Annotated in this window: 16 protein-coding genes, 6 tRNA genes and 3 rRNA genes; 7 read left to right on the forward strand and 18 right to left on the reverse strand. The window is 42.9% G+C overall.

What is annotated here, in order from left to right; genetic code table 11:
- Window positions 1-7: 7 nt before the first annotated feature.
- From rrf to E0D95_RS07490, 5 genes are all read right to left on the reverse strand, one after another.
- Window positions 8-122, reverse strand: a 5S ribosomal RNA gene (gene rrf / locus E0D95_RS07470).
- A 164-nt stretch (window positions 123-286) separates the two neighbouring features.
- Window positions 287-3,179: ribosomal RNA gene (locus E0D95_RS07475) — 23S ribosomal RNA — on the reverse strand.
- Between the two features lie 352 nt (window positions 3,180-3,531).
- A tRNA-Ala gene (locus E0D95_RS07480) sits at window positions 3,532-3,607 on the reverse strand.
- A gap of 29 nt (window positions 3,608-3,636) precedes the next feature.
- A tRNA-Ile gene (locus E0D95_RS07485) sits at window positions 3,637-3,713 on the reverse strand.
- Between the two features lie 170 nt (window positions 3,714-3,883).
- Window positions 3,884-5,422 (reverse strand): 16S ribosomal RNA (locus E0D95_RS07490).
- The 16S, 23S and 5S rRNA genes sit together here with 2 tRNA genes alongside, the layout of an rRNA operon.
- A 692-nt stretch (window positions 5,423-6,114) precedes the next feature.
- On the opposite strand from E0D95_RS07490, the gene E0D95_RS07495 reads away from it, so the two are divergent.
- The 3 genes from E0D95_RS07495 to E0D95_RS07505 are packed head-to-tail and all read left to right on the forward strand — an operon-like array spanning window position 6,115 to window position 8,318.
- Window positions 6,115-6,600 (forward strand): regulatory sequestration protein YfiR, encoded by a 486-nt coding sequence (locus E0D95_RS07495; RefSeq protein ID WP_228258839.1) that lies wholly within the window; start codon window positions 6,115-6,117, stop codon window positions 6,598-6,600.
- 6 nt (window positions 6,601-6,606) lie between these two features.
- The gene (locus E0D95_RS07500; protein ID WP_130803294.1) at window positions 6,607-7,824 is read left to right on the forward strand and encodes a diguanylate cyclase DgcN/YfiN; all 1,218 of its coding nucleotides are present in this window, start codon (window positions 6,607-6,609) and stop codon (window positions 7,822-7,824) included.
- A gap of 14 nt (window positions 7,825-7,838) precedes the next feature.
- Entirely contained in the window at window positions 7,839-8,318 is a 480-nt protein-coding gene (locus E0D95_RS07505; protein WP_130803295.1) for an outer membrane lipoprotein YfiB, read from the forward strand.
- 118 nt (window positions 8,319-8,436) lie between these two features.
- Here E0D95_RS07505 and E0D95_RS07510 read toward each other — a convergent pair.
- The 8 genes from E0D95_RS07510 to secA form a co-directional block, all read right to left on the reverse strand.
- Window positions 8,437-8,513, reverse strand: a tRNA-Pro gene (locus E0D95_RS07510).
- Window positions 8,514-8,545: 32 nt separating this feature from the next.
- A tRNA-His gene (locus tag E0D95_RS07515) sits at window positions 8,546-8,621 on the reverse strand.
- A 35-nt stretch (window positions 8,622-8,656) separates the two neighbouring features.
- Window positions 8,657-8,733 (reverse strand) — tRNA-Arg (locus E0D95_RS07520).
- 69 nt (window positions 8,734-8,802) lie between these two features.
- Window positions 8,803-8,879: transfer RNA gene (locus E0D95_RS07525), tRNA-Pro, on the reverse strand.
- A 132-nt stretch (window positions 8,880-9,011) separates the two neighbouring features.
- Complete coding sequence (gene nadA / locus E0D95_RS07530; protein WP_130803296.1) at window positions 9,012-10,076, reverse strand: quinolinate synthase NadA; 1,065 nt, start codon at window positions 10,074-10,076, stop codon at window positions 9,012-9,014.
- A 152-nt stretch (window positions 10,077-10,228) separates the two neighbouring features.
- Window positions 10,229-11,461 (reverse strand): bifunctional glutamate N-acetyltransferase/amino-acid acetyltransferase ArgJ, encoded by a 1,233-nt coding sequence (argJ, locus tag E0D95_RS07535; protein ID WP_130803297.1) that lies wholly within the window; start codon window positions 11,459-11,461, stop codon window positions 10,229-10,231.
- Window positions 11,462-11,592: 131 nt separating this feature from the next.
- Entirely contained in the window at window positions 11,593-11,970 is a 378-nt protein-coding gene (locus E0D95_RS07540; RefSeq protein WP_130803298.1) for a hypothetical protein, read from the reverse strand.
- A 141-nt stretch (window positions 11,971-12,111) separates the two neighbouring features.
- Entirely contained in the window at window positions 12,112-14,826 is a 2,715-nt protein-coding gene (gene secA / locus E0D95_RS07545; RefSeq protein WP_130803299.1) for a preprotein translocase subunit SecA, read from the reverse strand.
- 338 nt (window positions 14,827-15,164) lie between these two features.
- Between secA and E0D95_RS07550 the strand changes: the two genes are divergently transcribed.
- From E0D95_RS07550 to E0D95_RS07560, 3 genes are all read left to right on the forward strand, one after another.
- Entirely contained in the window at window positions 15,165-15,800 is a 636-nt protein-coding gene (locus E0D95_RS07550) for a peroxiredoxin (protein ID WP_130803300.1), read from the forward strand.
- A gap of 398 nt (window positions 15,801-16,198) precedes the next feature.
- Window positions 16,199-17,017 (forward strand): MBL fold metallo-hydrolase, encoded by an 819-nt coding sequence (locus E0D95_RS07555; RefSeq protein ID WP_130803301.1) that lies wholly within the window; start codon window positions 16,199-16,201, stop codon window positions 17,015-17,017.
- Window positions 17,014-17,598: a dual specificity protein phosphatase family protein gene (locus E0D95_RS07560; RefSeq protein ID WP_171478536.1), complete on the forward strand. Its 585-nt coding sequence runs from the start codon at window positions 17,014-17,016 to the stop codon at window positions 17,596-17,598. Before E0D95_RS07555 ends, E0D95_RS07560 begins: the two co-directional genes overlap by 4 nt.
- A 14-nt stretch (window positions 17,599-17,612) precedes the next feature.
- Here the strand turns inward: E0D95_RS07560 and E0D95_RS07565 are convergent, their stop codons facing one another.
- The 5 genes from E0D95_RS07565 to E0D95_RS07585 all read right to left on the reverse strand — a co-directional run bounded on the left by E0D95_RS07565 (window position 17,613) and on the right by E0D95_RS07585 (window position 23,176).
- Window positions 17,613-18,683, reverse strand: a complete 1,071-nt coding sequence (locus E0D95_RS07565; RefSeq protein ID WP_165443239.1) for an SPOR domain-containing protein — start codon at window positions 18,681-18,683, stop codon at window positions 17,613-17,615.
- Entirely contained in the window at window positions 18,674-19,960 is a 1,287-nt protein-coding gene (gene folC, locus E0D95_RS07570; RefSeq protein WP_130803303.1) for a bifunctional tetrahydrofolate synthase/dihydrofolate synthase, read from the reverse strand. Before folC ends, E0D95_RS07565 begins: the two co-directional genes overlap by 10 nt.
- Window positions 19,957-20,853, reverse strand: coding sequence for an acetyl-CoA carboxylase, carboxyltransferase subunit beta (gene accD, locus E0D95_RS07575; RefSeq protein ID WP_130803304.1), 897 nt, complete (start codon window positions 20,851-20,853; stop codon window positions 19,957-19,959). The genes folC and accD overlap by 4 nt, the downstream gene beginning before the upstream one ends.
- Window positions 20,850-21,653, reverse strand: a complete 804-nt coding sequence (gene trpA, locus E0D95_RS07580; protein WP_130803305.1) for a tryptophan synthase subunit alpha — start codon at window positions 21,651-21,653, stop codon at window positions 20,850-20,852. The genes accD and trpA overlap by 4 nt, the downstream gene beginning before the upstream one ends.
- 500 nt (window positions 21,654-22,153) lie before the next feature.
- On the reverse strand, window positions 22,154-23,176 hold the full coding sequence (locus tag E0D95_RS07585; RefSeq protein WP_130803306.1) for a helix-turn-helix transcriptional regulator: 1,023 nt from the start codon (window positions 23,174-23,176) through the stop codon (window positions 22,154-22,156).
- Between the two features lie 117 nt (window positions 23,177-23,293).
- Between E0D95_RS07585 and E0D95_RS07590 the strand changes: the two genes are divergently transcribed.
- Complete coding sequence (locus E0D95_RS07590; RefSeq protein ID WP_130803307.1) at window positions 23,294-24,169, forward strand: metal-dependent hydrolase; 876 nt, start codon at window positions 23,294-23,296, stop codon at window positions 24,167-24,169.
- Window positions 24,170-24,197 lie beyond the last annotated feature (28 nt).

The following is a 24,197-nucleotide window of genomic DNA, read 5'->3' on the forward strand; positions in this document are numbered from 1 at the left end:
ATTTAAAAGCTGGCGATGACTTACTCTCACATGGCCAATGCCACACTACCATCAGCGCGAAGAGGTTTCACTTCTGAGTTCGGGAAGGGATCAGGTGGTTCACTCTTGCTATTGTCGCCAGCAAACTGTTATGGATAATCGCTTTAGTCTTATTCACTTTTGTGATGCTTTGCTTTTTCCAAATGAGTTTAACGGATTGGAATCGATCTGAATTTTATGTTCTAGCGTTAACTAAATCAAGTTTTGTATCGAATTTATCTTGATACAACAACTGTTTGGGTGTTGTATAGTCAAGCCTCACGAGCAATTAGTATTGGTCAGCTTCACATATCACTATGCTTCCACATCCAACCTATCAACGTCCTAGTCTTGAACGGCTCTTTAGAGGACATAAAGTCCTAGGGAAATCTTATCTTGAGGTAGGCTTCCCGCTTAGATGCTTTCAGCGGTTATCCCTTCCGAACATAGCTACCCGGCGATGCGACTGGCGTCACAACCGGTACACCAGAGGTTCGTCCACTCTGGTCCTCTCGTACTAGGAGCAGATCCTCTCAAATTTCCAGCGCCCACGGTAGATAGGGACCGAACTGTCTCACGACGTTCTAAACCCAGCTCGCGTACCTCTTTAAATGGCGAACAGCCATACCCTTGGGACCTGCTTCAGCCCCAGGATGAGATGAGCCGACATCGAGGTGCCAAACACCGCCGTCGATATGAACTCTTGGGCGGTATCAGCCTGTTATCCCCAGAGTACCTTTTATCCGTTGAGCGATGGCCCTTCCATACAGAACCACCGGATCACTAAGACCTACTTTCGTACCTGCTCGACTTGTGGGTCTCGCAGTTAAGCGCGCTTTTGCCTTTATACTCTACGCGTGATTTCCGACCACGCTGAGCGCACCTTCGTACTCCTCCGTTACTCTTTAGGAGGAGACCGCCCCAGTCAAACTACCCACCAGACACGGTCCTCGTCCCGGATTACGGGACAGAGTTAGAACCTCAACATTACCAGGGTGGTATTTCAAGGATGGCTCCATTGGAACTGGCGTCCCAAATTCATAGCCTCCCACCTATCCTACACAAGTAAGGTCAAAGTTCAGTGTCAAGCTGCAGTAAAGGTTCACGGGGTCTTTCCGTCTAGCCGCGGGTACACTGCATCTTCACAGCGATTTCGATTTCACTGAGCCTCTGCTGGAGACAGCGCCGCCATCATTATGCCATTCGTGCAGGTCGGAACTTACCCGACAAGGAATTTCGCTACCTTAGGACCGTTATAGTTACGGCCGCCGTTTACTGGGGCTTCGATCAAGAGCTTCGCTTACGCTAACCCCATCAATTAACCTTCCAGCACCGGGCAGGCATCACACCCTATACGTCCACTTTCGTGTTTGCAGAGTGCTATGTTTTTAATAAACAGTTGCAGCGGCCTGGTTTCTGCGGCTGCCAAGCGCTCAGGGAGCTAGTCCCATCACCCTCAGCAGCGTACCTTCTCCCGAAGTTACGGTACCATTTTGCCTAGTTCCTTCAGCAGAGTTCTCTCAAGCGCCTTGGTCTACTCGACCTGACCACCTGTGTCGGTTTCGGGTACGATTCCTGTGTAACTGTAGCTTAGAGACTTTTCTTGGAAGTATGGTATCAGCCACTTCACTGTACAAGTACAGCTTGATATCGACTCTCAGCATAGAGCACCCCGGATTTGCCTAAGATGCATGCCTACAGCCTTCCACCTGGACTACCAACGCCAGGCTGACTTAACCTTCTCCGTCCTCTCATCGCATTACACAGAAGTATTGGAATATTAACCAATTTCCCATCGACTACGCCTTTCGGCCTCGCCTTAGGGGTCGACTCACCCAGCCCCGATTAACGTTGGACTGGAACCCTTGGTCTTTCGGCGAACGGGTTTTTCACCCGTTTTGTCGTTACTCACGTCAGCATTCGCACTTCTGATACCTCCAGCATACTTCTCAATACACCTTCTTCGGCTTACAGAACGCTCCCCTACCACTTGACTATTGTCAAATCCGCAGCTTCGGCACATAGTTTTAGCCCCGTTACATCTTCCGCGCAGGCCGACTCGACTAGTGAGCTATTACGCTTTCTTTAAAGGGTGGCTGCTTCTAAGCCAACCTCCTAGCTGTCTATGCCTTCCCACATCGTTTCCCACTTAACTATGATTTTGGGGCCTTAGCTGGCGGTCTGGATTGTTTTCCTCTTGACTACGGACGTTAGCACCCGCAGTCTGTCTCCCGGATAGTACTCATAGGTATTCGGAGTTTGCATCGGTTTGGTAAGTCGGGATGACCCCCTAGCCGAAACAGTGCTCTACCCCCTATGGTATTCGTCCGAGGCGCTACCTAAATAGCTTTCGGGGAGAACCAGCTATCACCAGGCTTGATTAGCCTTTCACCCCTATCCACAAGTCATCCCCTGGCTTTTCAACGACAGTGGGTTCGGTCCTCCAGTTAGTGTTACCCAACCTTCAACCTGCTCATGGATAGATCGCCTGGTTTCGGGTCTACACCCAGCAACTATTCGCCCTATTAAGACTCGGTTTCCCTACGGCTCCCCTATGCGGTTAACCTTGCTACTGAATGTAAGTCGCTGACCCATTATACAAAAGGTACGCAGTCACATAACAAAGTATGCTCCCACTGCTTGTATGCATGCGGTTTCAGGATCTATTTCACTCCCCTCACAGGGGTTCTTTTCGCCTTTCCCTCACGGTACTGGTTCACTATCGGTCAGTCAGGAGTATTTAGCCTTGGAGGATGGTCCCCCCATATTCAGACAAGGTTTCACGTGCCTCGCCCTACTCGTCATCATTGTGTGTGCCCTTTCGTGTACGGGAATATCACCCTCTACGTTCGCACTTCCCAGAGCGTTCCACTAAAACACACATAACTTAATGGGCTGATCCCCGTTCGCTCGCCGCTACTAAGGGAATCTCAATTGATTTCTTTTCCTAAGGGTACTGAGATGTTTCACTTCCCCTCGTTCGCCTTGCATACCTATGTATTCAGTATGCAATACCTACCTTATAGTAGGTGGGTTCCCCCATTCAGACATCTCCGGATCAAAGGATATTTGCCGCCTCCCCGGAGCTTTTCGCAGGCTATCACGTCTTTCGTCGCCTCTGACTGCCAAGGCATCCACCACATGCACTTAATTACTTGACTATACAACCCCAAACAGTCGTTAATACCTACAAGTAGTATTACCAACATTACAGTTTGAAGTACTGTGAACTTAATCACCGTACAGCTTCAATCTAAATTCATATACCAAAACGCTTGATTCAGTTAATTTGCTAGTTCTCAATTAACTCCAAGTTCAGAATCTCTTCTTCCCTCTTTGTTATTGAGTGAACAATTTATTTCAGACTCAATTCTCAATCTGTTAATGAATTAATGTAACCTCGTCAGCTACATTAAACTGTGATAAATCACAGAGGTTAATAAACCAAGATCTTTTCAATCTTCTTATTTATTAATCTCTATAATTTACTCTAGCCCGTACTCTTTAAGTACGTGGTGGAGACTAGGAGAGTCGAACTCCTGACCTCCTGCGTGCAAAGCAGGCGCTCTACCAACTAAGCTAAGTCCCCAGCTTAAAACCATTATGTATCTTTAGTCTTGGTGGGTCTGACAAGACTTGAACTTGTGACCCCACGCTTATCAAGCGTGTGCTCTAACCAACTGAGCTACAGACCCTGAGAAAGTTTTAAAGCTTCGCTTTAAAAGTTTCGCAAGACAAACAGCTCCGCTGTGCGTAGTGTTCGCTTTATCTCTTGCTTTATTTAAAGGCTTTACTCTAAATCTTCAAAGATACATCAAGAAGAACAACTTGTTGTGGATTCTTACCAATCAACCAATCTTTTCGTTAAGGAGGTGATCCAGCCGCAGGTTCCCCTACGGCTACCTTGTTACGACTTCACCCCAGTCATCGGCCACACCGTGGTAACCGCCCTCAATTAAGTTAGGCTAGCTACTTCTGGTGCAACAAACTCCCATGGTGTGACGGGCGGTGTGTACAAGGCCCGGGAACGTATTCACCGCGGCATTCTGATCCGCGATTACTAGCGATTCCGACTTCATGGAGTCGAGTTGCAGACTCCAATCCGGACTACGATCGGCTTTTTGAGATTAGCATCCTATCGCTAGGTAGCAACCCTTTGTACCGACCATTGTAGCACGTGTGTAGCCCTGGTCGTAAGGGCCATGATGACTTGACGTCGTCCCCGCCTTCCTCCAGTTTGTCACTGGCAGTATCCTTAAAGTTCCCATCCAAAATGCTGGCAAGTAAGGAAAAGGGTTGCGCTCGTTGCGGGACTTAACCCAACATCTCACGACACGAGCTGACGACAGCCATGCAGCACCTGTATGTGAATTCCCGAAGGCACCAATCCATCTCTAGATCGTTCTCACTATGTCAAGACCAGGTAAGGTTCTTCGCGTTGCATCGAATTAAACCACATGCTCCACCGCTTGTGCGGGCCCCCGTCAATTCATTTGAGTTTTAGTCTTGCGACCGTACTCCCCAGGCGGTCTACTTATCGCGTTAGCTGCGCCACTAAAGCCTCAAAGGCCCCAACGGCTAGTAGACATCGTTTACGGCATGGACTACCAGGGTATCTAATCCTGTTTGCTCCCCATGCTTTCGTACCTCAGCGTCAGTGTTAGGCCAGATGGCTGCCTTCGCCATCGGTATTCCTCCAGATCTCTACGCATTTCACCGCTACACCTGGAATTCTACCATCCTCTCCCACACTCTAGCCGACCAGTCTTGAATGCAATTCCCAAGTTAAGCTCGGGGATTTCACATCCAACTTAATCAGCCGCCTACGCACGCTTTACGCCCAGTAAATCCGATTAACGCTCGCACCCTCTGTATTACCGCGGCTGCTGGCACAGAGTTAGCCGGTGCTTATTCTGCGAGTAACGTCCAGTAGCTGGTAGTATTAATACCAGTACCCTCCTCCTCGCTTAAAGTGCTTTACAACCATAAGGCCTTCTTCACACACGCGGCATGGCTGGATCAGGGTTCCCCCCATTGTCCAATATTCCCCACTGCTGCCTCCCGTAGGAGTCTGGGCCGTGTCTCAGTCCCAGTGTGGCGGATCATCCTCTCAGACCCGCTACAGATCGTCGCCTTGGTAGGCCTTTACCCCACCAACTAGCTAATCCGACTTAGGCTCATCTATTAGCGCAAGGTCATTACTGATCCCCTGCTTTCTCCCGTAGGACGTATGCGGTATTAGCGTCCCTTTCGAAACGTTGTCCCCCACTAATAGCCAGATTCCTAAGCTTTACTCACCCGTTCGCCGCTATCTATTCTAGCAAGCTAAAATAAACCGCTCGACTTGCATGTGTTAAGCCTGCCGCCAGCGTTCAATCTGAGCCATGATCAAACTCTTCAGTTAAAATCATTTTGTGCCTTTCTTAAAGAACAAGACACCAATTCTGGCTCATCAATTTCCTGACTTAAATTTCGCTCAAATAAACTTCGAGTAATTTAAACCAATTCATCAATGATAATTTATCAATCAATCAATCAGTAAAAATCCACACAAGTTGTTCTTCTTCAATTCTTAATGATCTTTTTCCTGACTTAAATTTCGCTCAAATAAACTTCGAGTAATTTAAACCAATTCATCAATGATAATTTATCAATCAATCAATCAGTAAAAATCCACACAAGTTGTTCTTCTTCAATTCTTAATGATCTTCTCAACGCTTCGTCAGCATCAAGCTAGGTCGGCTATATTACTCTCAATCTCTTAAAAGTCAACACGCAATTTAGATATTTTTAAAACTCTTTTTACTCTTCCAACGTCTCAATCAAATCTCAGTGTAAAACCACTAATACCCAATCAACACACTGTTTTTCAACAAGTTTTTATCTAGCTCGCCGCCGATAGGTGCGCATTCTACAGCATCCTCACTCCAACGCAATACCTTTTTTATGAAAAATGCATCAAATGATCATTATTTACACCAAATTGTTTACTTAACTCTATTTAGAACTTTTTTTAAACAGTTTATTTCAGTAGAATTAAAAATATTTCACGTATTGATAAGTTTTAATGGCATGTTTCGCAAAATAAATAAGAGCATGATTTTTTTTGTGATCATTTGGGTCATTAGCGAACCTGTAACTGTTTTTGCAGCATCTGTACATAATGCTTATAGTATGACTTTGGCAATTTTAAGCTATAGCAAATGGCCCAATAATGTCACCCCCACGCTGTGTGTTATTGACAATCCAACAGCAACTCAAGCTTTGCAGAATTTAGTGAAACAATCCGCTTATAATTATCAAGTTTTAGGTTTAACTGCCAATAATTTTCCGAAATCTCAGTGCCATGCAGTTTTCTTTTCCAATATTTCTGCTGCTCAACAACAAAATCTCATTAATGTTTATCCCAATAGAAACTTATTGTCTTTTAGCAGCAATAATCCTGAGTGCGAAATTGGGAGTATTTTCTGTCTGTATTATGAACGCGGTTCTATGACATTTAAAGTGAATCTGGATGCTTTAACTCATTCCCAAGTTCATATCGATCCTCGCGTCTTGCTTTTAGCGCGTAATGCGGAGTAAGGCGAAATGATTGCAAATTTATACGAATCTAAATCTTTACATTCTTTATTCCGTAAATCTCAGGTGACGATTTTCGCAATCACATTTGTTATTTGTACATTCACCTTTGTTTTAATTTCTATTTTTACGATAGAAACCTACGCTAAACAAAATTTAAATATTTTAAGCTTAACCGTTAGTGAAAGGATTCAACCTGCACTGGTATTTAAAGATCAAACCACATTGCAGCAAATTTTAAATGAATACACTGAGCAACATTCAATTCGTCGTATTCTTATTTATGACAAAGCCAATCGTGAGTTAGCATCAAGTTCTAAACCACCAGTTTATAATAGCCAGTTACAGGAGTTCCTTGATCGTCTATTTTTAAAAGAACCTGTTAAGTTAATGGTTTATCATCACGACCAGAAGATTGGGGAGTTGGTGCTGTTTGGTAGCTCAGAAAAAATCATACAATTTATTATTACAATTTTAATTGGTCTAGCCATCGCAATGATTTTCATGGTGATCGCATTATGGTGGTCAACCAACTGGACTTATCGTTATATTATGCAATCTATGCAACCTTTAACTCAGATTGCACAAATGGTAAGCGACCAGAAAGCCTATAATTTACGTTTCCCTCATAATGATATTCGAGAGTTTCAAGATTTAAATCAGGTTTTTAACCAATTATTAGAAGAAATTCAAAAGTGGCATACGCATTTACAAAATGAAAATCAGCAATTATCGATCAAAGCCTCTCATGATCATTTAACTCAACTCCCAAATCGCAGCTATTTTTATCAGGAATTGGTCAATCTTTTTGACGATCCACACAAGCAAAACAATGCTGCCCTCATTTTTATCGATAATAATAATTTTAAGCAAATTAATGATCAATTTGGGCATTTAGCGGGTGATGCTGTATTACAAGAAATGGCCAAACGGTTGAAATCACGTTTAAGGCATCAAGACTTTATTGCGCGTTTAGGCGGTGATGAGTTTGCAGTCATTTTACAATCGATTCATCAGGTGGATCATTTGATTCATATTGCAGAAAATTTGATTGCCAGCAGCCAACAACCTATTTCATTTGAAAAACATACTATTCATTTTAGCTTTAGTCTAGGTATCGCGTTCTCCAGATATGCCTCAACTCCTGAAGATTTGATCACACAAGCAGATCAATCTATGTATAAAGCCAAACATTTAACTCATCACTGGTTTATTTATAAACCTTAATTTTCGGAATTTTCATGTTTAATTTCTCTCTTAGATTTTCACTTATTGCCGCGATCTGTATCGCTTTGTCAGGTTGTTTAAGTTTCGGGCCGTTAAAATATAAACAAGTACGCATGCTAAAAAAAGAAGGATTTGTTTTAACAGATGAAGGCTGGACTTTAGGTTTACCTGAACGCCTGTTATTTGGCTTTGACAGTTCAACAATTGAAGCCGCTCATGAACAACAAATTGTTCGTTTAAGCAATCAATTACAAAAATACGATCTACAAAAAGTGAAGATTGTCGGTCATACCGATAACGTTGGTGCTGTTGCTTATAATCTAAAACTTTCACATGAACGTGCACAAAGTGTTGCTAATATTTTCTTAACTCAAGGTTTTAAATCACAGAATATACAAATTATTGGGCGAGGATCTGAACAACCTATACGACCAAATACGACTGAAGAAAATCGTGCTGTAAACCGTCGAGTTGCGATTATTATTATTCCTTAAAATTAAATAGCCTCTATACTATTTTGTCTTAGAGGCTTTTAATTGAATAAAATCAAGATATTTAGACATAAAAAAACCGCATTTAAGCGGATGATCTATTTTCTAACAAGGAATAAAATGGTCGGAGCAGTAGGATTCGAACCTACGACCCCCTGGTCCCAAACCAGGTGCACTACCAGGCTGTGCTATGCTCCGATATCTCTTTTATAAAACATCTATAAAAAGAGTGGGGTGAATGACGGGATTCGAACCCGCGACAACTGGAATCACAATCCAGGGCTCTACCAACTGAGCTACATCCACCATCAAATTTGATTCTACAGTACCAAGCTACCAAATGGCGCGCCTGACAGGATTCGAACCTGTGACCATCCGCTTAGAAGGCGGATGCTCTATCCAACTGAGCTACAGGCGCGTAACCGATGATAAAACATATCATGCGATATTTCGCCGACCTTAAAATAATCCTAAAACTTACTTTAAGTGGTCGGAGCAGTAGGATTCGAACCTACGACCCCCTGGTCCCAAACCAGGTGCACTACCAGGCTGTGCTATGCTCCGATTTATCTCAGCTTTTGCTATATCGCACATCGTGCGGTACGGTGTGCATTCTAGGCGCGGCGTGTGATTACGTCAACACCTAGAATTAAAAAAAGTTAAAAATCCTTACCGAATGTATATTTAAGCATCATTTTAGCGTTTCAATGACGCACTAAATGCCAACATACGATCTAAAGGGAGTTTGGCACGTTGGGCCAATGCTGAATCTACGTGTATTTCCTGATCAGCATGTTGTAACACATGTAAAATGCCATCCAGCTCATTCATTGCCATCCACGGGCAATGCGCACAAGAACGACAAGTCGCCCCCTCTCCAGCCGTTGGTGCTTCGACTAATATTTTGTCTGGCACTGCCTGCTGCATCTTATAGAAGATTCCACGATCCGTTGCAACAATCAGACGCTGCTGTGGCAAGGTCTGAGCTGCTTTAATCAGTTGCGAGGTGCTTCCCACCGCATCAGCAATATCCACCACAGATTCAGGTGACTCTGGATGAACCAGCACAGCCGCATCTGGATACAAGGCTTTCATATTGGCAATACCACGTGCACGGAACTCTTCATGCACAATGCACGCCCCATCCCAAAGTAACATCTCTGCACCCGTTTTCTTTTGGATATAACGACCGAGATGCTGGTCTGGTGCCCAAATAATTTTTTCACCCAGACTATCTAAATGTTCAATGATCTCCACCGCACAACTGGATGTCACCACCCAATCAGCACGTGCTTTAACGGCTGCTGACGTATTGGCATAGACCACAACAGTATGATCTGGATGCTGATCACAAAATGCGGAAAACTCTTCTACAGGACAGCCCAGATCAAGCGAACAGGTTGCCTCTAAAGTTGGCATTAAAATGGTTTTTTCAGGTGATAAGATTTTTGCAGTTTCACCCATGAACTTGACTCCAGCCACCACTAGGGTGCTTGCCGCATGATCTCGTCCAAAACGCGCCATTTCCAGTGAGTCAGACACGCAACCGCCCGTTAACTCTGCAAGTTCCTGTACATCAGGATCACAATAATAATGCGCTACAAGGACTGCATCGCGTTTTTTGAGTTCTGCTGCAATTTCAGCAAATTTTGCTTGCTTAACATCTGGACTTAAATGTTGATCTTTTGGCTCGCCTAAACGATCTAAATGCGCTTGCACAATATTTTTTGCTTCATTCGCAATTAAATTCGCACTACTCATAAACGTCTTCTCATCCTTTACGCATACGGCTTGCATGCTTATAACGTTGCATCACAAGTGATTGGCAATGCTGCTATCACCTGTTACCACAAGAGGCTGTTAAAAAAGCCTCACGAAGGAGGCCTTTTGTTGCTGATATTATAACTGAATATTTAAGATCGGTAATCTGCATTAATTTTCACATAATCATAAGACAAGTCACAGGTATATACTGTATCCACAGCCTGACCACGTCCAAGATCAACACGAATCGTAATTTCTTTTTCAGCCATGACCGCCGCCCCCATTGCTTCGGTGTAATCGGGATTAGCTCCACCATCTAAGCAAATCTGCACGTCACCTAACCAAACTTGAACCTTATGGCTATCCAGATTTTCAATTCCTGCTTTCCCAATGGCCATCACAATTCGTCCCCAGTTTGGATCCGAGGCGAATAACGCAGTTTTGATGAGTGGTGAATCGGAAATACTATAGGCCACATCGCAGCATTCTTGTGTATTTGCCCCACCCTCTACGGTCACGGTAATAAATTTAGTTGCACCCTCACCATCGCGTACAATCAATTGTGCCAAACGATTCATTATACGAGCCAATACATCGAGCACTACCGTATAACGTGGGTCATCACTGGACTGGATTTCCTCTCCACTTGCCTGCGCAGTTGCGACAAAAATACAGGAGTCATTGGTTGATGTATCGCCATCAATGGTAATGCGGTTAAAAGAATGCTTAACTGTGGTCTGCAATAATTGTTGAACCATTGCCTGGCTGATCGGCGCATCGGTTGCAACGAAACTGAGCATGGTCGCCATGTTGGGACGAATCATGCCTGCCCCTTTGCTAATCCCTGTCATGGTATAAGTGATACCATCAAGCTCAAATTGTTCAGAAGCTCCCTTGGGTACCGTATCGGTGGTCATAATGCCAAAAGCGGCATCCGTCCAACTTGCTTCATCTAAAGTATTTAATGCTGGTTGAATACCATTGAGTAAACGTTCAATCGGAAGTTGTTCTCCAATCACGCCCGTTGAGAACGGTAAAACCTGATGAGTTTGCACATGGGTAAGTTCAGCCAGTTTTGCACAAGTTTTTTCGGCATTTTCCAAGCCAAGTTTTCCTGTTGCAGCATTGGCATTACCCGTATTGATAATTAAATAACGTGGCTGTTGTGTTGCCGAACTTTCATTTAAATGTTGTTTACTGATTAATACGGGTGCAGCCGAAAACGCACTTTGGGTAAATACTCCAGCAACCTGTGAGCCTTCTGCAAATTCGAAAATCACTAAATCTCGTCGATTTGGGTAACGTACATAAGCCTGTGTTGAGCCAATTTTTACACCCTTTACCACATGCATATGCGGCATTGTTACGTCACCAACAGCCATTTTAAATTTTCCAGTGCGTTCGTTATTGAAAAGAAAAGCTTAGTGCAAAATCATTTAAAAATCGAGCATTCAAACGGAATTTCAAACAATAAAAAACCAGCAATATTGCTGGTTTTTTCGACTCTGTATCTTTAATTGGCAGCCAATTGCGCTGAAGTCCCCAATAATGCCTGTTTGGCTTTTTCCTGACTTGCCGCAGACAATGCTGGATTGGCTGCAACAATACGATTCACATTGGCAGAATTTGCCGCAGTGATTGCCGCTGTTTTTAATACAATTGGACGATTTCCAGTATTCCCCAGTGTGTAACGGATTCCAGTTCGTGGACTTACAATCGTTGTAGTTTGATTTTCAACACTGACCTGAGCTGTAGTTGGACCTTGTGCCGCCAGCACTTTGTCTACAGTAGTCGTTTGATTCGATTGAGGTTGAACCGCATCAGTTGCAGCAAATGTAAACGTTGGAATAACCACAGCAGCCATTGCGAATGTTTGTAATACTTTTTTCATTGTCTTTACCAATTTTCACGTCAATGTGTGCAAGTAAATACCATTTAATCCAATAAACTGCAAACAGTATTCGCCACTTGCAACATCTCGTAAAAAAAGCAGAACATAAATGTTCTGCTTTTTTTCAATCATTTTGGTTTCTTAACCCAAACGACCATGACATTGTTTATATTTTAGTCCTGAACCACATGGACACGGTGCGTTACGGCTTGCAGGTGGAATAATTTCCTGCTGCGGTGCCATCTCATCAATTTCATGAGGGGTCACAGTGCCTGTTAAACCATCCACTTCATCATGTTCAAAGGACAAGCGCATAGCTTCAGCTTGCTGCTGTTGTTGCGCTTCAAGTTCAGCTAACTCTTCTGGTGTAGGAATATGTACACGAGATAAATCGGTCACTACGTCCGATTTAATAATACCCAACATATTAATGAATAAATTAAAGGCTTCTTTTTTGTATTCCTGTTCAGGATTTTTCTGCGCATAACCACGTAAATGAATACCTTGGCGTAGATAATCCATTGCCGCCAGATGATCTTTCCAGTGACGATCCAGAGAATTCAACATAAAGTGACGTTCTAGGGTAGCCGCAGTGTCTTCACCCATTTGGCTACGACGCGCACGATAACGAGCAATCACGTCATCGGTAATGCGCTCAACCAGTCCTTCTTCGTCCAGACGGCGATCTTCATTCAGCCATTGCTGAATCGGTAATTCAATACCCAAATCCACACGAAGTGCATTTTCCAAACCGTCGATATCCCATTGATCATGGATCGATTCAGGTGGAACGAAGTTTGCAATCATGCCTTTCATGACATCGCGATGCATTTCTTCAATGTAATCTTGCAGGGTACTTTCTGCTAAAACTTCATCACGTTGTGAATAAATGATCTTACGTTGTTCGTTATTGACATCATCATACTTCAATAAGTTTTTACGAATATCAAAGTTACGTGCTTCAACTTTACGCTGTGCATTTTCAATCGAACGACTCACCATTTTATGTTCAATGGCTTCATCTTCTTTTAAACCCATGGCGCGCATCATTGCAACCACACGATCACCCGCGAAAATACGCATTAAGTCATCTTCGAGCGACAAGTAAAAGCGTGATACGCCCGGGTCACCCTGACGACCCGCACGACCACGCAACTGGTTATCAATACGACGTGATTCGTGACGTTCAGAACCGACAATATGTAAACCGCCTGCATTCAGTACGGTTTCATGATCTCGCTCCCATTCTTCTTTTAAACGAGCTTCATCTTCCGCAGTTGGATTTTCAATCTTAGCCAGTTTAGCTTTCCAGTTACCACCCAAGATAATATCTGTACCACGACCTGCCATGTTGGTGGCAATGGTTACCGATTCAGGACTACCTGCCTGTGCAATAATATCCGCTTCACGCTCATGCTGCTTGGCATTCAGCACTTCATGCTTGATACCTGCCTGAGTTAATTTATGTGACAATACTTCACTGGCTTCAATGGTGGCAGTACCGACCAGAATTGGCGCACGTGTTTCCTGAATACGTTTAATTTCCTGCACAATCGCATCGTACTTACCATTACGATTGAGGTAAATTAAATCGTTTAAATCCTGACGCACCATCGGACGGTGGGTTGGAATAATGACCACATCCAGACCATAAATTTCTTTCATTTCCGCAGCTTCGGTATCAGCCGTACCGGTCATACCTGACAGTTTTTTGTATAGACGGAAATAGTTCTGGAAGGTGGTGGTCGCAAGCGTCTGGTTTTCAGGCTGGATTTCCAAACCTTCTTTCGCTTCTACCGCCTGATGCAGACCTTCAGACCAGCGACGACCTGGCATGGTACGACCTGTGTGTTCATCGACAATGATCACTTCGCCATTGTGGATAATGTAATGCACATCGCGGTGATACAAAAAGTGCGCACGAATCGCTGCGGTCACATGATGTACCAGATTGAGATTGGTCGCAGAATAAAGACTTTCACCTTCTGCCAATAATCCCATGGCAATCAATTCTTGTTCAACAGTTTCAAAACCAACTTCGGTCATTTCAACCGAACGTTGTTTTTCATCAATCCAGAAATGCCCGCCATCTGCAACCTTCTCTTCTTTTTGCGCACGAAGCTTAGGCGGAATGTTATTGATGGCTGCATAGAGCTGAGAAGAATCTTCACTTTGACCCGAAATAATCAACGGAGTACGCGCTTCATCAATCAAGATCGAATCGACCTCATCAATAATGGCATAATTTAGACCACGTTGTTTTTTCTCAGGAAGTGAGAACACCATGTTGTCACGTAAATAGTCAAAACCGAATTCGTTATTGGTCCCGTAAGTAATGTCGGCTTGATAAGCTTCGGCTTTTTCGACTGGAGATTGCATGGAATAAATCGTACCAATGCTTAATCCCAAGAATTCGAATAATGGACGGTTTAACTCGGCATCACGCTGTGCCAGATAATCATTGACGGTAATCACATGCACGCCCTGACCGCTGAGTGCATTTAAGTAACACGCCAAAGTCCCCATCAGGGTTTTACCTTCACCCGTACGCATTTCGGCAATTTTGCCTTCATGAAGGGTAATACCACCAATCAATTGCACATCATAGTGTCGCATACCCATGACACGTTTTGCTGCCTCACGACAGACTGCAAAAGCTTCTGGTAATAATTTATCTAGGCTTTCACCTTTTTTATAACGTTCTTGAAATTCTGGAGTTTTTGCAGATAAGTCTGCATCGCTTAGTGCTGATATCGTCGGCTCGAGCGCATTGATTTGATCGACAATTTTACGCATGCGTTTGAGTTCACGCTCATTTTTTGTACCGAAGATACCTCCGATCAGACTTGCCAACATGGATTAAACTCTCTAAATCTTGCTTGTCAAATGAATAAATTTTTTCTCAAAGCCTATTATGGAGCCAGAAATTTGAAGTACAAGGGTTTTACACACATCCACTGCAAAAAATGATCACGCACAATCATGCTTAGAATCGTTAAAGCAAACTAATTTAACAAATTTCATGAGCTCACGCAGAGCGTTTTATGACAAAACACCATAATAATTTTCAATGAATGACGTCCTCTTATATACATAAAATTCATAACAACATGCGAAAACAATAATTTTAAATGCAATAAAAAACCTGCATATTAAAACCATATAAGCCATTAACAATGAAATGAGGTTTTAAAATGAGTTTACGTTTAGGCGATACTGCACCCAATTTTGAACAACAGTCCAGTGAAGGATTAATTCATTTTTATGATTATTTGGGAGACCAATGGGGGATCTTGTTTTCGCATCCGGCTGACTATACGCCTGTATGCACAACTGAACTCGGCTATACTGCAAAACTTAAAGATGAATTTGCCAAACGTGGAGTCAAAGCGATTGCGCTTTCAGTCGATGATGTTGAATCACATCATGGCTGGATTAAAGATATTAACGAAACTCAAAACACGACGGTAAATTTCCCCATCCTTGCCGATAAAGACCGTAAAGTTTCAGAGCTTTATGGATTTATTCACCCAAATGCCAGCGAAACGACCACAGTGCGTTCATTGGTGATTATTGATCCAAATAAAAAAGTGCGTTTAATTATTACGTATCCTGCATCGACAGGTCGTAATTTTAATGAAATTTTACGTGTAATAGATTCACTACAACTGACCGACCATCATAAAGTCGCCACCCCGGCAAACTGGCAACAAGGTGATGACGTAGTAATTGTGCCATCTCTTAAAGATGAAGAAGAAATTAAACAACGCTTTCCAAAAGGCTATAAAGCAGTAAAACCTTATTTACGCCTCACCCCACAGCCTGAGTGAAGATAAAACGAGCAATGCTCGTTCTGAACGCAAGGCGAACAGCTATGCTGTGAGTAAATAAATTGAAGCAACGCTTCAATTTTTCGCAAGACAAGTAAAGCGCGTAGTCTAAGAACAAAACACTTCAAATCTTCGCAAGAAGATGAACAGCGATGTTATGAGTGAAAGGTTAAAGTAATGTTTCAATCTTTCCTAAGACCAATGACGCACTTATTATTAAATCAACACTTTAAATAAAGTTAGCAGGATAAAAATAAAACGTAAATATAAAAATAATAACTCATACCGCTGTTTCTCCACACAATGTCCACCTGATGGTGGGCTTTTTTTACTGGGCTATTTGGTAAAATCAGCAGACTCCGTTATAAAGAAAACAAGTTAATAAGAACAATCAAGCTATGATTTATAACATTCATCATTTACATTGTGGCACGATGTGCCCCGCATGCGCACCCTTGATTCATCAAAAAGGGATACAAGCGCATATTATTTGCCACTGTTTGCTGGTTGAAACTGATCGCGGCTTAGTCTTGATTGATACTGGCTTAGGATTACAGGATTATTTACATCCTCAACAAAGACTTGGCTCTCTTATTCATCAACTGGGTCAGATTGAATTGAATACTGGCTTGAGTGCCGTACAGCAAATTCAGCAGCTTGGACTTAACCCCAAAGACGTGCAGCATATCTTTGTGACTCATCTGGATTTTGATCATGCTGGGGGTATTTCTGACTTTCCTCAAGCTACAGTACATGTGCTTGCCTCCGAGTTTAATACCACGCAATCTTTATCTTTTAAAAACCGCATCCGTTACAAAACCAATCAGTTTAAGCAGCATCGTTTCTGGAACTTTATTGAACACACTCAAACTGAGCGTTGGTTTAATCTGGAAAAAGTGACAGGTCTACCTTTGTTTCAGGATGAAATTTTGATGATTCCATTATTGGGACATTCTGCTGGGCACGCAGGAATTGCCATTAAACAGGCAGAGGGCTGGATTTTATTTTGTGGTGATGCTTATTTTTCCTCACTCGAGCTAGATGCCTCAAAACAGCTAAAAGGATTACATCTGTTTGAAAGCATACTCGCGTATGACAACAAAATGCGTTTGCATAATCTCAAACAGCTGCAATCTCTGGCTCAACAACAACCGCAGATCGAACTGATTTGTGCGCACGACCTTCAAGAATTTATACGTTACCGACCATTATCATGAAAACTTTATTTTTATCTCCTTTGTTGATTGCATTCACTTTAAATCTGTCAGGTTGTATGACGCATCCTTCAATTCCAGATGCGCAACGTCCAGCGCATTGGGGCAAGCTGATTCAGGCAGAACATAATTTTTATAAAATTAGCGATGATTTATATCGCAGTGAACAACCATCACAAGCATTACTGCCACAGTTAACGCAGCAGCAGATTCAAACTGTGATTAATCTACGTAGCCGTAATGACGATATAAAGGTACTGGATCAACAGCAATTTGATTTAATCCATGTCCCGATTCATACATGGGCGATTGATCGTAGCGATTTATTACAAGTCATGCAGCATATTCAAACAGCGAAACAAAAGCAGCAGAAAGTGCTGTTACATTGTTATCACGGTTCCGATCGAACTGGAGCTAGCGTTGCGATGTATCGTATTATTTTTGAAAATTGGTCCATAGAGGATGCCGTTCAGGAAATGAAGCGTGGGGGCTATGGATATCATCCAATTTGGGTCAATATTGGAAATTTATTTACCCCTGAAAATGTAAAATGGATTCGGGAGCAACTCGCGAATCCATCTTAAAATATCAAAAATGCTTAACGTTGATCGAGTGGTACCCAGTCAATGACCCAAGCGGATTTCATATTTAAGCTGCTATCCGAGACAATTTTCTTACGCGCTGCATCTGCGGTTTCACGGCTTTTAGATGGCCCCACCATAATCCGAATGCCCTTTGACGTTGGACTGGTCGTTACTTTATAGCCTTTGGCACGCAGTTTGGACACCACAGCGTCGGCATTGGCCTGATTGGCTGCCAACGCCACTTGTACCATCCAGTTTTTATCGCCATTTTCAAGCAAATCACGGGCTTTGTCTGCATCGGCTTTTTTCTTGGCGTCTTCTTCCGCTTTGCGTTTTTTGTCATCTGCTGCTTTTTTCTCAGCTTCAGCTTTACGCTTATCTTCAGCGGCTTTCTTTTCAGCCTCTAGTTTACGCTGTTTTTCTTCGGCGGCTTTCTTCTCGGCCGCTTGTCGCTCTTGTTCACCTTTACGTTTAGCTTCAGCATCTTTTTGCTTTTTCAGTTCATCTGCTCTTTTCTGCTCGGCTTTTTGTACTTCAGCCTGTTTTTGAGCTTCGGCTTGTTTTTTCTGTTCCGCCAGCTTTTTCTCAGCATCTAGTTTTTGCTGATCAGATTTTTTCTGATCATCGGTCTTTTGTGCTGTATTTTGAGCAGCAGCTTTGGCCTGATCACTCATTTCAGGTGGAATATTGTCCGAGCTTTCCTGAGCCGCATTACGACGCGCATTGATGGCAGCGTATTCCTCGGCTGCTTTACGCGCTGCTGCGGCTTCTGCTTGTTGTTGCTGGGCGAGAAAATCAGCAGCACGTGCTTCTTGTTCTGCCACTGCTTTTTCACGGGCACGACGTTGCTCTTCCAATAGACGTTTTTCAGTTTCGACATCAACAGCAAGCGGTTGTAATTGAACCAGTTCACCCGCCTGATTTGAGCTATTGTTGTTCTTGGCAGGTTGTTGCACTTTTTGTTGTGTTTCAACTTGCGTCTGATGTATCTCTTCTTTTCCTTTGAGGAGTAATGCTGCCAATAAAACACCACCACCAAGTAAAACAACGCCACCCATCCAACGTTGTTTGTTATTCATTGACATTGTTCCAGATACTCCCACACCGCTTCTAATGTATGAAACGAACCACAGACTAAAATGAGCTGATTTTTTTTGCTCTGCTCAAGTGCTAATTTAAATGCATCTTGGATACTTTCAAAACTTTGTACGGTTTCACCGTGTAAAGCCGCTATCATTTGAGCCAAAGGCGCAGCACGTGGTACATGCAACGGCGCAATCTTCCAATTTAAAACAGTCGGCTTTAACAGTTCCACCACTGATTTTATATCTTTGTCTGCCAGCATTGAAAAGACTGCGACCACTTCTGTGTACTGTTTATGGTATTCCAAGAAATTTCGCAATTGCTTTAACAAAAATTCTACACCATGTGCATTATGCCCAGCATCAAAAATAATGGTTTTATTTGCGATGACTCGTTGTTCAAAGCGACCTGCTAATTGTGCTTTTTTAATCCCGTTGGCCAATGCAGCCTGAGTGATCTCTAAGCCACTTAACAGTACAGCAGCCACCGCAGTCGAGATGTTTTCCAGTGCTAAAGTACCAAGCGGAAGTTTGAGTGTGGTACCAGACGAAGCAAAATTCCAAGTTTGACCATCACCAGCCTCCTGATAAAAATAATCTTTTTGTGCGACATATAGCTTGGCGTTGACTTGTTCTGCTTTGGCTTGAATTGCTTGTGGTAAGTCTTGTAATCCTGCAAAAATCACAGGAATATCGGGACGCATGATGCCTGCTTTTTCAAAGGCAATTTTTTCAATGCTATCACCAAGCCAATCAGTATGATCCAGTCCAATATTGGTAATCACAGCGACATCAGGGTCAATCACATTAACCACATCCAGACGCCCACCTAAGCCGACTTCAAGCACCCAAACGTCACATTGTTTTTGTTTAAAAATAACGAAAGCCGCCAAAGTGGTGGCTTCAAAGAAAGATAAACTTAGCTCACACTGCCGGCGCGCTTGATCAACTTGTACAAAGGCATCAATTAAAGTCTGGTCATCGACTTCCTGACCATTTAATTTCACCCGCTCATTAAACCGATAAATGTGGGGCGATTGATAAAGTCCAACCCGATAACCTTGCTCAGTTAAAATAGAGGCTAATGTGGTAGTGGTCGAACCTTTGCCATTGGTTCCTGCAACGGTCAATACTCGAGCATCTGGCTGTGTCACGCCCAAGGCTTCAGCCACAGGAATAACACGCTCAAGTCCTAAATCAATTCCTGTAACATGAACATGGCCCCAATAATCGAGCCATGTCTCTAAACGATCTGTTATTTTTGGAGCTTCATGTTTCAAGGTAGACTCATTAATTTCGCCACAATACGCGATACAGTATCACGTAATGCATGACGATGAACAATTTGATCGATTACACCATGATCAAGCAAATATTCCGCACGCTGAAATGGCTCATCCAGCTTTTCACGAACGGTTTGTTCAATAACCCGTTTACCTGCAAAACCAATCATGGCTTTGGGTTCAGCAATATGCACATCACCCAACATCGCCAATGATGCCGTCACACCACCGTAGACCGGATGAGTCAAAACTACAATATACGGTAAACGTGCATCTTTCATTTTTTGAATAGCAGCAGACGTTCTTGCCATTTGCATGAGTGACAGCATACCTTCCTGCATACGTGCACCGCCTGAAGCAGCAAAACAGATTAAAGGTTGTTTCAGTTCCATGGCACGTTCAGCCGCCTGAACAAAGCGGTCACCCACTACGGTTCCCATTGAGCCCCCCATAAAGTCGAACTCAAAAGCACAGGCAACCATCGGGATGCTATTTACAGAACCTTGCATGACCACTAATGCTTCAGTTTCGCCTGTTTTACTTTGTGCTTCACGCATACGTTCAGGGTACGGTTTGCTATCGACAAAATGAAGAGGATCTTTTGCAACAAACTCCTGACCCAGTTCTGTTTGTACCTGATCAAAAAACCAGCTCAAACGATCACGTGCTTTCATACGAAGATGTTCGTCACATTGCGGGCATACATAGGCATTAAATGCCATTGCCGTACGTGTGACCAATGCGTGACATTCAGGGCATTCAATCGTTGGTTCAGTAAACGTTGCCTTAATCACCTGTTGTTCATCAGGCGTGTGGATTCCAGGAACCTGACGCTGTGTCCACGGTATCGATGGGCTTAGAATTTTCCCTGATTTCACTTCTTGATTCATACTAACTCATCGAGCGCAGCTCGAAGCTCCTTGACTTTATTAACCGTGTGTTCAACCGCTTGGTCGATCGCTAATGTAGCAAAAGGTTTAACCAAGGCACTTCCCACAATCACCGCATCGGCCACCTGTCCCATGGCTTTGGCTGAGCTTGCATCACTAATTCCAAAACCAACACCAACAGGTACGCTGGTATGCGCTTTGATTTTAGCAATACGTGCCGCAGCTTCAGCCGTATCCAGTGTGGCAGCACCTGTCACGCCTTTGAGAGAGACATAGTAAATAAATCCACTGGCCTGTTTCACCACATGCTGAATACGTTCATCGGTCGAAGTCGGGGCAAGCAAAAAGATTTGATCCATCTCGTGCTGTTTCAGCACAATATCTAACTCTTTGGCTTCTTCGGGCGGCATATCTACCAATAAAATGCCATCCACCCCACAGTCTTTCGCAGTCGATACAAATGTTTCATAGCCAATGACTTCAACAGGATTTAAATATCCCATTAAAACCACAGGGGTTTGGGTATCTTTCTGGCGAAATTCCTTAACCATCTTCAAGGCATCCAGCGTATTGGTACCACCCGCTAAAGCGCGTTCAGCCGCCAGTGCAATGACGGGACCATCTGCCATCGGATCGGAAAAGGGTAAGCCCAATTCAATCACATCAACACCAGCTTCCACCATTTTATGTAACAAAGGTACGCTGACATGCGGTTGCGGATCACCTGCCATCACATAAGAAACTAATGCTTTACGTTGTTGGGATTTAAGCTGTTCAAAACGAGTGGCAAGACGTGACATAGGGTTGTGTTTTCCTTGATTATTAAAAACCTGATTTTTAAAAAAGGGAGTTGTTTGTAGAAATACAGAACACCGCATTGTAACGCTATTTTTTGTTCATTGAACAGTATTCGCTTTAACAGATGAAATGTTGATGTGATTCCCTACAACCCAGACTGTACATTTATCAATATTTTACTTTTTTTCTCAATGATCAAAGCTTCCTATTTTTCAGCTGAATTTTGAAAAATAAAACGCTGCATTTGAGCAGCAATGATTAAAAAATCAATACAAAAACAAAATCATAGCTGGTTATTTTTTCTCTTTAGAGGGATCAAGCAATTTATAAACCATATGGCAGTTTCATCTATAAGACCACAAAACTTCTGTGCCAATCTTATTAATGAGTAGCGCTACGCACCAATACAACGTCCAAATTCAATCTCTTTCCTGTATAAACTTACGATTGAACTGATACTTTAAACCCGCATATTAAAAACCATGATTATTTTAAGACACAATTATTTTAAGAACTGTTTGGGGGTTTGTCCTGTCCAGCGTTTAAAAGCTCGACCGAACGCACTTTGGTCGGCATAACCCAATAATTCTGCGATTTCGACCAATGAACGTCCCTGTTGTAAATAGGATTGACTTAAACCAAGGCGATATTCATCCAGAATATCCTGAAAATTAAGCTGATAGGCTTTGAGCTGTCGTTGTAAAGTGCGTTCAGAACAATGCATTTGTTGGGCAACATGCTTCTGAATGACATCATTTTGCTGTTTTAATGCTTGCTCAATACATCCGACCACTTTTTGTTTTAATAACTGTTGTCGATGTTCAAAAGTATCCGTTTGTTGCAAGGACTGCTGGGCTTGCGTAGACAACACCTGATTGAGTTGCTGGTCGGCTGCGAAACTTCGCGCCAGCAACACCTCTTGATCAAAGCAAATTTTATATTGCCCCGCATAGATTTGAATGTTACATCCAAAAAATTGTTCATAATGTCTCAGTGACAATTGTGGAGTGAGTCCTAGTTGAATAAAACTAGGCGAGATTAACTGTTCCTGCACGATCAGTTTGGCAATTTTAAAAATCAGTGCCAGATTCAATTCATAAATTTCACGATAATCCTCATAATGCGCACTCCAGATGATCTGAATAAGCTGATGCTGTTCTACAATTTTAAGCTGCTCCAGATTGGTTTGTTTAAACAGCAATGGATAATATTGTTCCAGCAAATACATCGCCTGCTGTAAATTTAAACTGGTGGATGCCAGATATCCCATCATCCCGACATCTTGCAAGCTGGCATGTTCAGCCATTACCAGACTAATGGGACGTTTAAAATACTGTTGTAGCTGCTTGAGGAGTTGCACATACACTGTTAAATCAAAACCCTGTTCAGAATCGTGACCTAATGCCTGATTAAATTGCTTCCATTGCAATGGTTGTTCCGAACCCTGAAGTAAATGTTCAAGCTGATAATGTTGCAAGACACGCTGCAAAAGACGCACATATCCCACAATAATTTTCACTGTCATTCTTCCATCCTTCTCGGTCTACGTCGCTATTTGTATAAAATATGGCAACAACTGTCAAAACAAAACGGATGGTTGTCGCCATACTAAAATCATTGTTTCAACCGAGAATTAAAACAAATGAATGCGCATGTTCAATATCAAGTCGATCCAGTGGTTCGTAGTAAACTGGATTTCAAACTCGAAGAAGTTCCTCGTTTTTGGTTTGCAGGTGACCCGTTTCGTACCCGTGTCTTTGATGCCTTGAGTCTGACTTTTCCCGACGGTGAACGTTATTTCATTGAGTGCGTCCGTTTATTTCGCGACAAGATTCAGGATCCTGACTTGCAAGCACGTGTGGCAGACTTTATTAAACAGGAAGCGCAACATGGTATTGCCCATGACAAAATGAACCAACTGATGAAAGAACAAGGTATGCCTGTTGATCAGTTCACCACCATACTCAAGAAAATTTTTCGCTTTGAACTGACAAAACGCTCACCACAGTACAATATTGCCATGACTGCGGCGGCAGAGCATTTGACTGCACTCATGGCTGAAACTTTTTATAGCAAAAAAGAAACGCTACAAGAGGTACATCCTTATGTTCGTGCCTTATTGGCATGGCATTCCATTGAAGAAATGGAACATCGTGATGTGGCTTTTGACGTGATGCAACAGGTCGGTGAAGTTCCCGAAGCCACCCGTAAATTTACGCTGGCAATGACCACAGTTCTAATGCTGGGCTTTACCCTTTATCGTGCCAATGTCATGTTGCGTTGCGATGGCTTTACTGGAATGCAACGTTTGCAACTGTTTGCTAAAGGCCTGCCGTGGTTTCTAGGGCGCAAGGGAATTTTAACGGCGATGAAAAAAGAATATCTGGACTGGTACAAGGCCGATTTTCATCCGAGCCAGCACCCTGTGATCCACCAATACGATGTCTGGGTCAAAACCTATAACGAAACTAGCGATCCGATTTTAGCGGGTCAGGCATTTTGGGAAGCAGGCTATTGATGCCTGCTTTTGATTTAATGCTTTTGAC

The organism is Acinetobacter ihumii, assembly GCF_900625095.1.
GTDB lineage: Bacteria > Pseudomonadota > Gammaproteobacteria > Pseudomonadales > Moraxellaceae > Acinetobacter > Acinetobacter ihumii.

Coding starts and splice junctions, on each gene's coding strand:
- E0D95_RS07495 (WP_228258839.1), top strand. CDS start 6,115: ATGATTTTTTTTGTGATCATTTGGGTCATTAGCGAACCTGTAACTGTT.
- E0D95_RS07500 (WP_130803294.1), top strand. CDS start 6,607: ATGATTGCAAATTTATACGAATCTAAATCTTTACATTCTTTATTCCGT.
- E0D95_RS07505 (WP_130803295.1), top strand. CDS start 7,839: ATGTTTAATTTCTCTCTTAGATTTTCACTTATTGCCGCGATCTGTATC.
- nadA (WP_130803296.1), bottom strand. CDS start 10,076: ATGAGTAGTGCGAATTTAATTGCGAATGAAGCAAAAAATATTGTGCAA.
- argJ (WP_130803297.1), bottom strand. CDS start 11,461: ATGGCTGTTGGTGACGTAACAATGCCGCATATGCATGTGGTAAAGGGT.
- E0D95_RS07540 (WP_130803298.1), bottom strand. CDS start 11,970: ATGAAAAAAGTATTACAAACATTCGCAATGGCTGCTGTGGTTATTCCA.
- secA (WP_130803299.1), bottom strand. CDS start 14,826: ATGTTGGCAAGTCTGATCGGAGGTATCTTCGGTACAAAAAATGAGCGT.
- E0D95_RS07550 (WP_130803300.1), top strand. CDS start 15,165: ATGAGTTTACGTTTAGGCGATACTGCACCCAATTTTGAACAACAGTCC.
- E0D95_RS07555 (WP_130803301.1), top strand. CDS start 16,199: ATGATTTATAACATTCATCATTTACATTGTGGCACGATGTGCCCCGCA.
- E0D95_RS07560 (WP_171478536.1), top strand. CDS start 17,014: ATGAAAACTTTATTTTTATCTCCTTTGTTGATTGCATTCACTTTAAAT.
- E0D95_RS07565 (WP_165443239.1), bottom strand. CDS start 18,683: ATGTCAATGAATAACAAACAACGTTGGATGGGTGGCGTTGTTTTACTT.
- accD (WP_130803304.1), bottom strand. CDS start 20,853: ATGAATCAAGAAGTGAAATCAGGGAAAATTCTAAGCCCATCGATACCG.
- trpA (WP_130803305.1), bottom strand. CDS start 21,653: ATGTCACGTCTTGCCACTCGTTTTGAACAGCTTAAATCCCAACAACGT.
- E0D95_RS07585 (WP_130803306.1), bottom strand. CDS start 23,176: ATGACAGTGAAAATTATTGTGGGATATGTGCGTCTTTTGCAGCGTGTC.
- E0D95_RS07590 (WP_130803307.1), top strand. CDS start 23,294: ATGAATGCGCATGTTCAATATCAAGTCGATCCAGTGGTTCGTAGTAAA.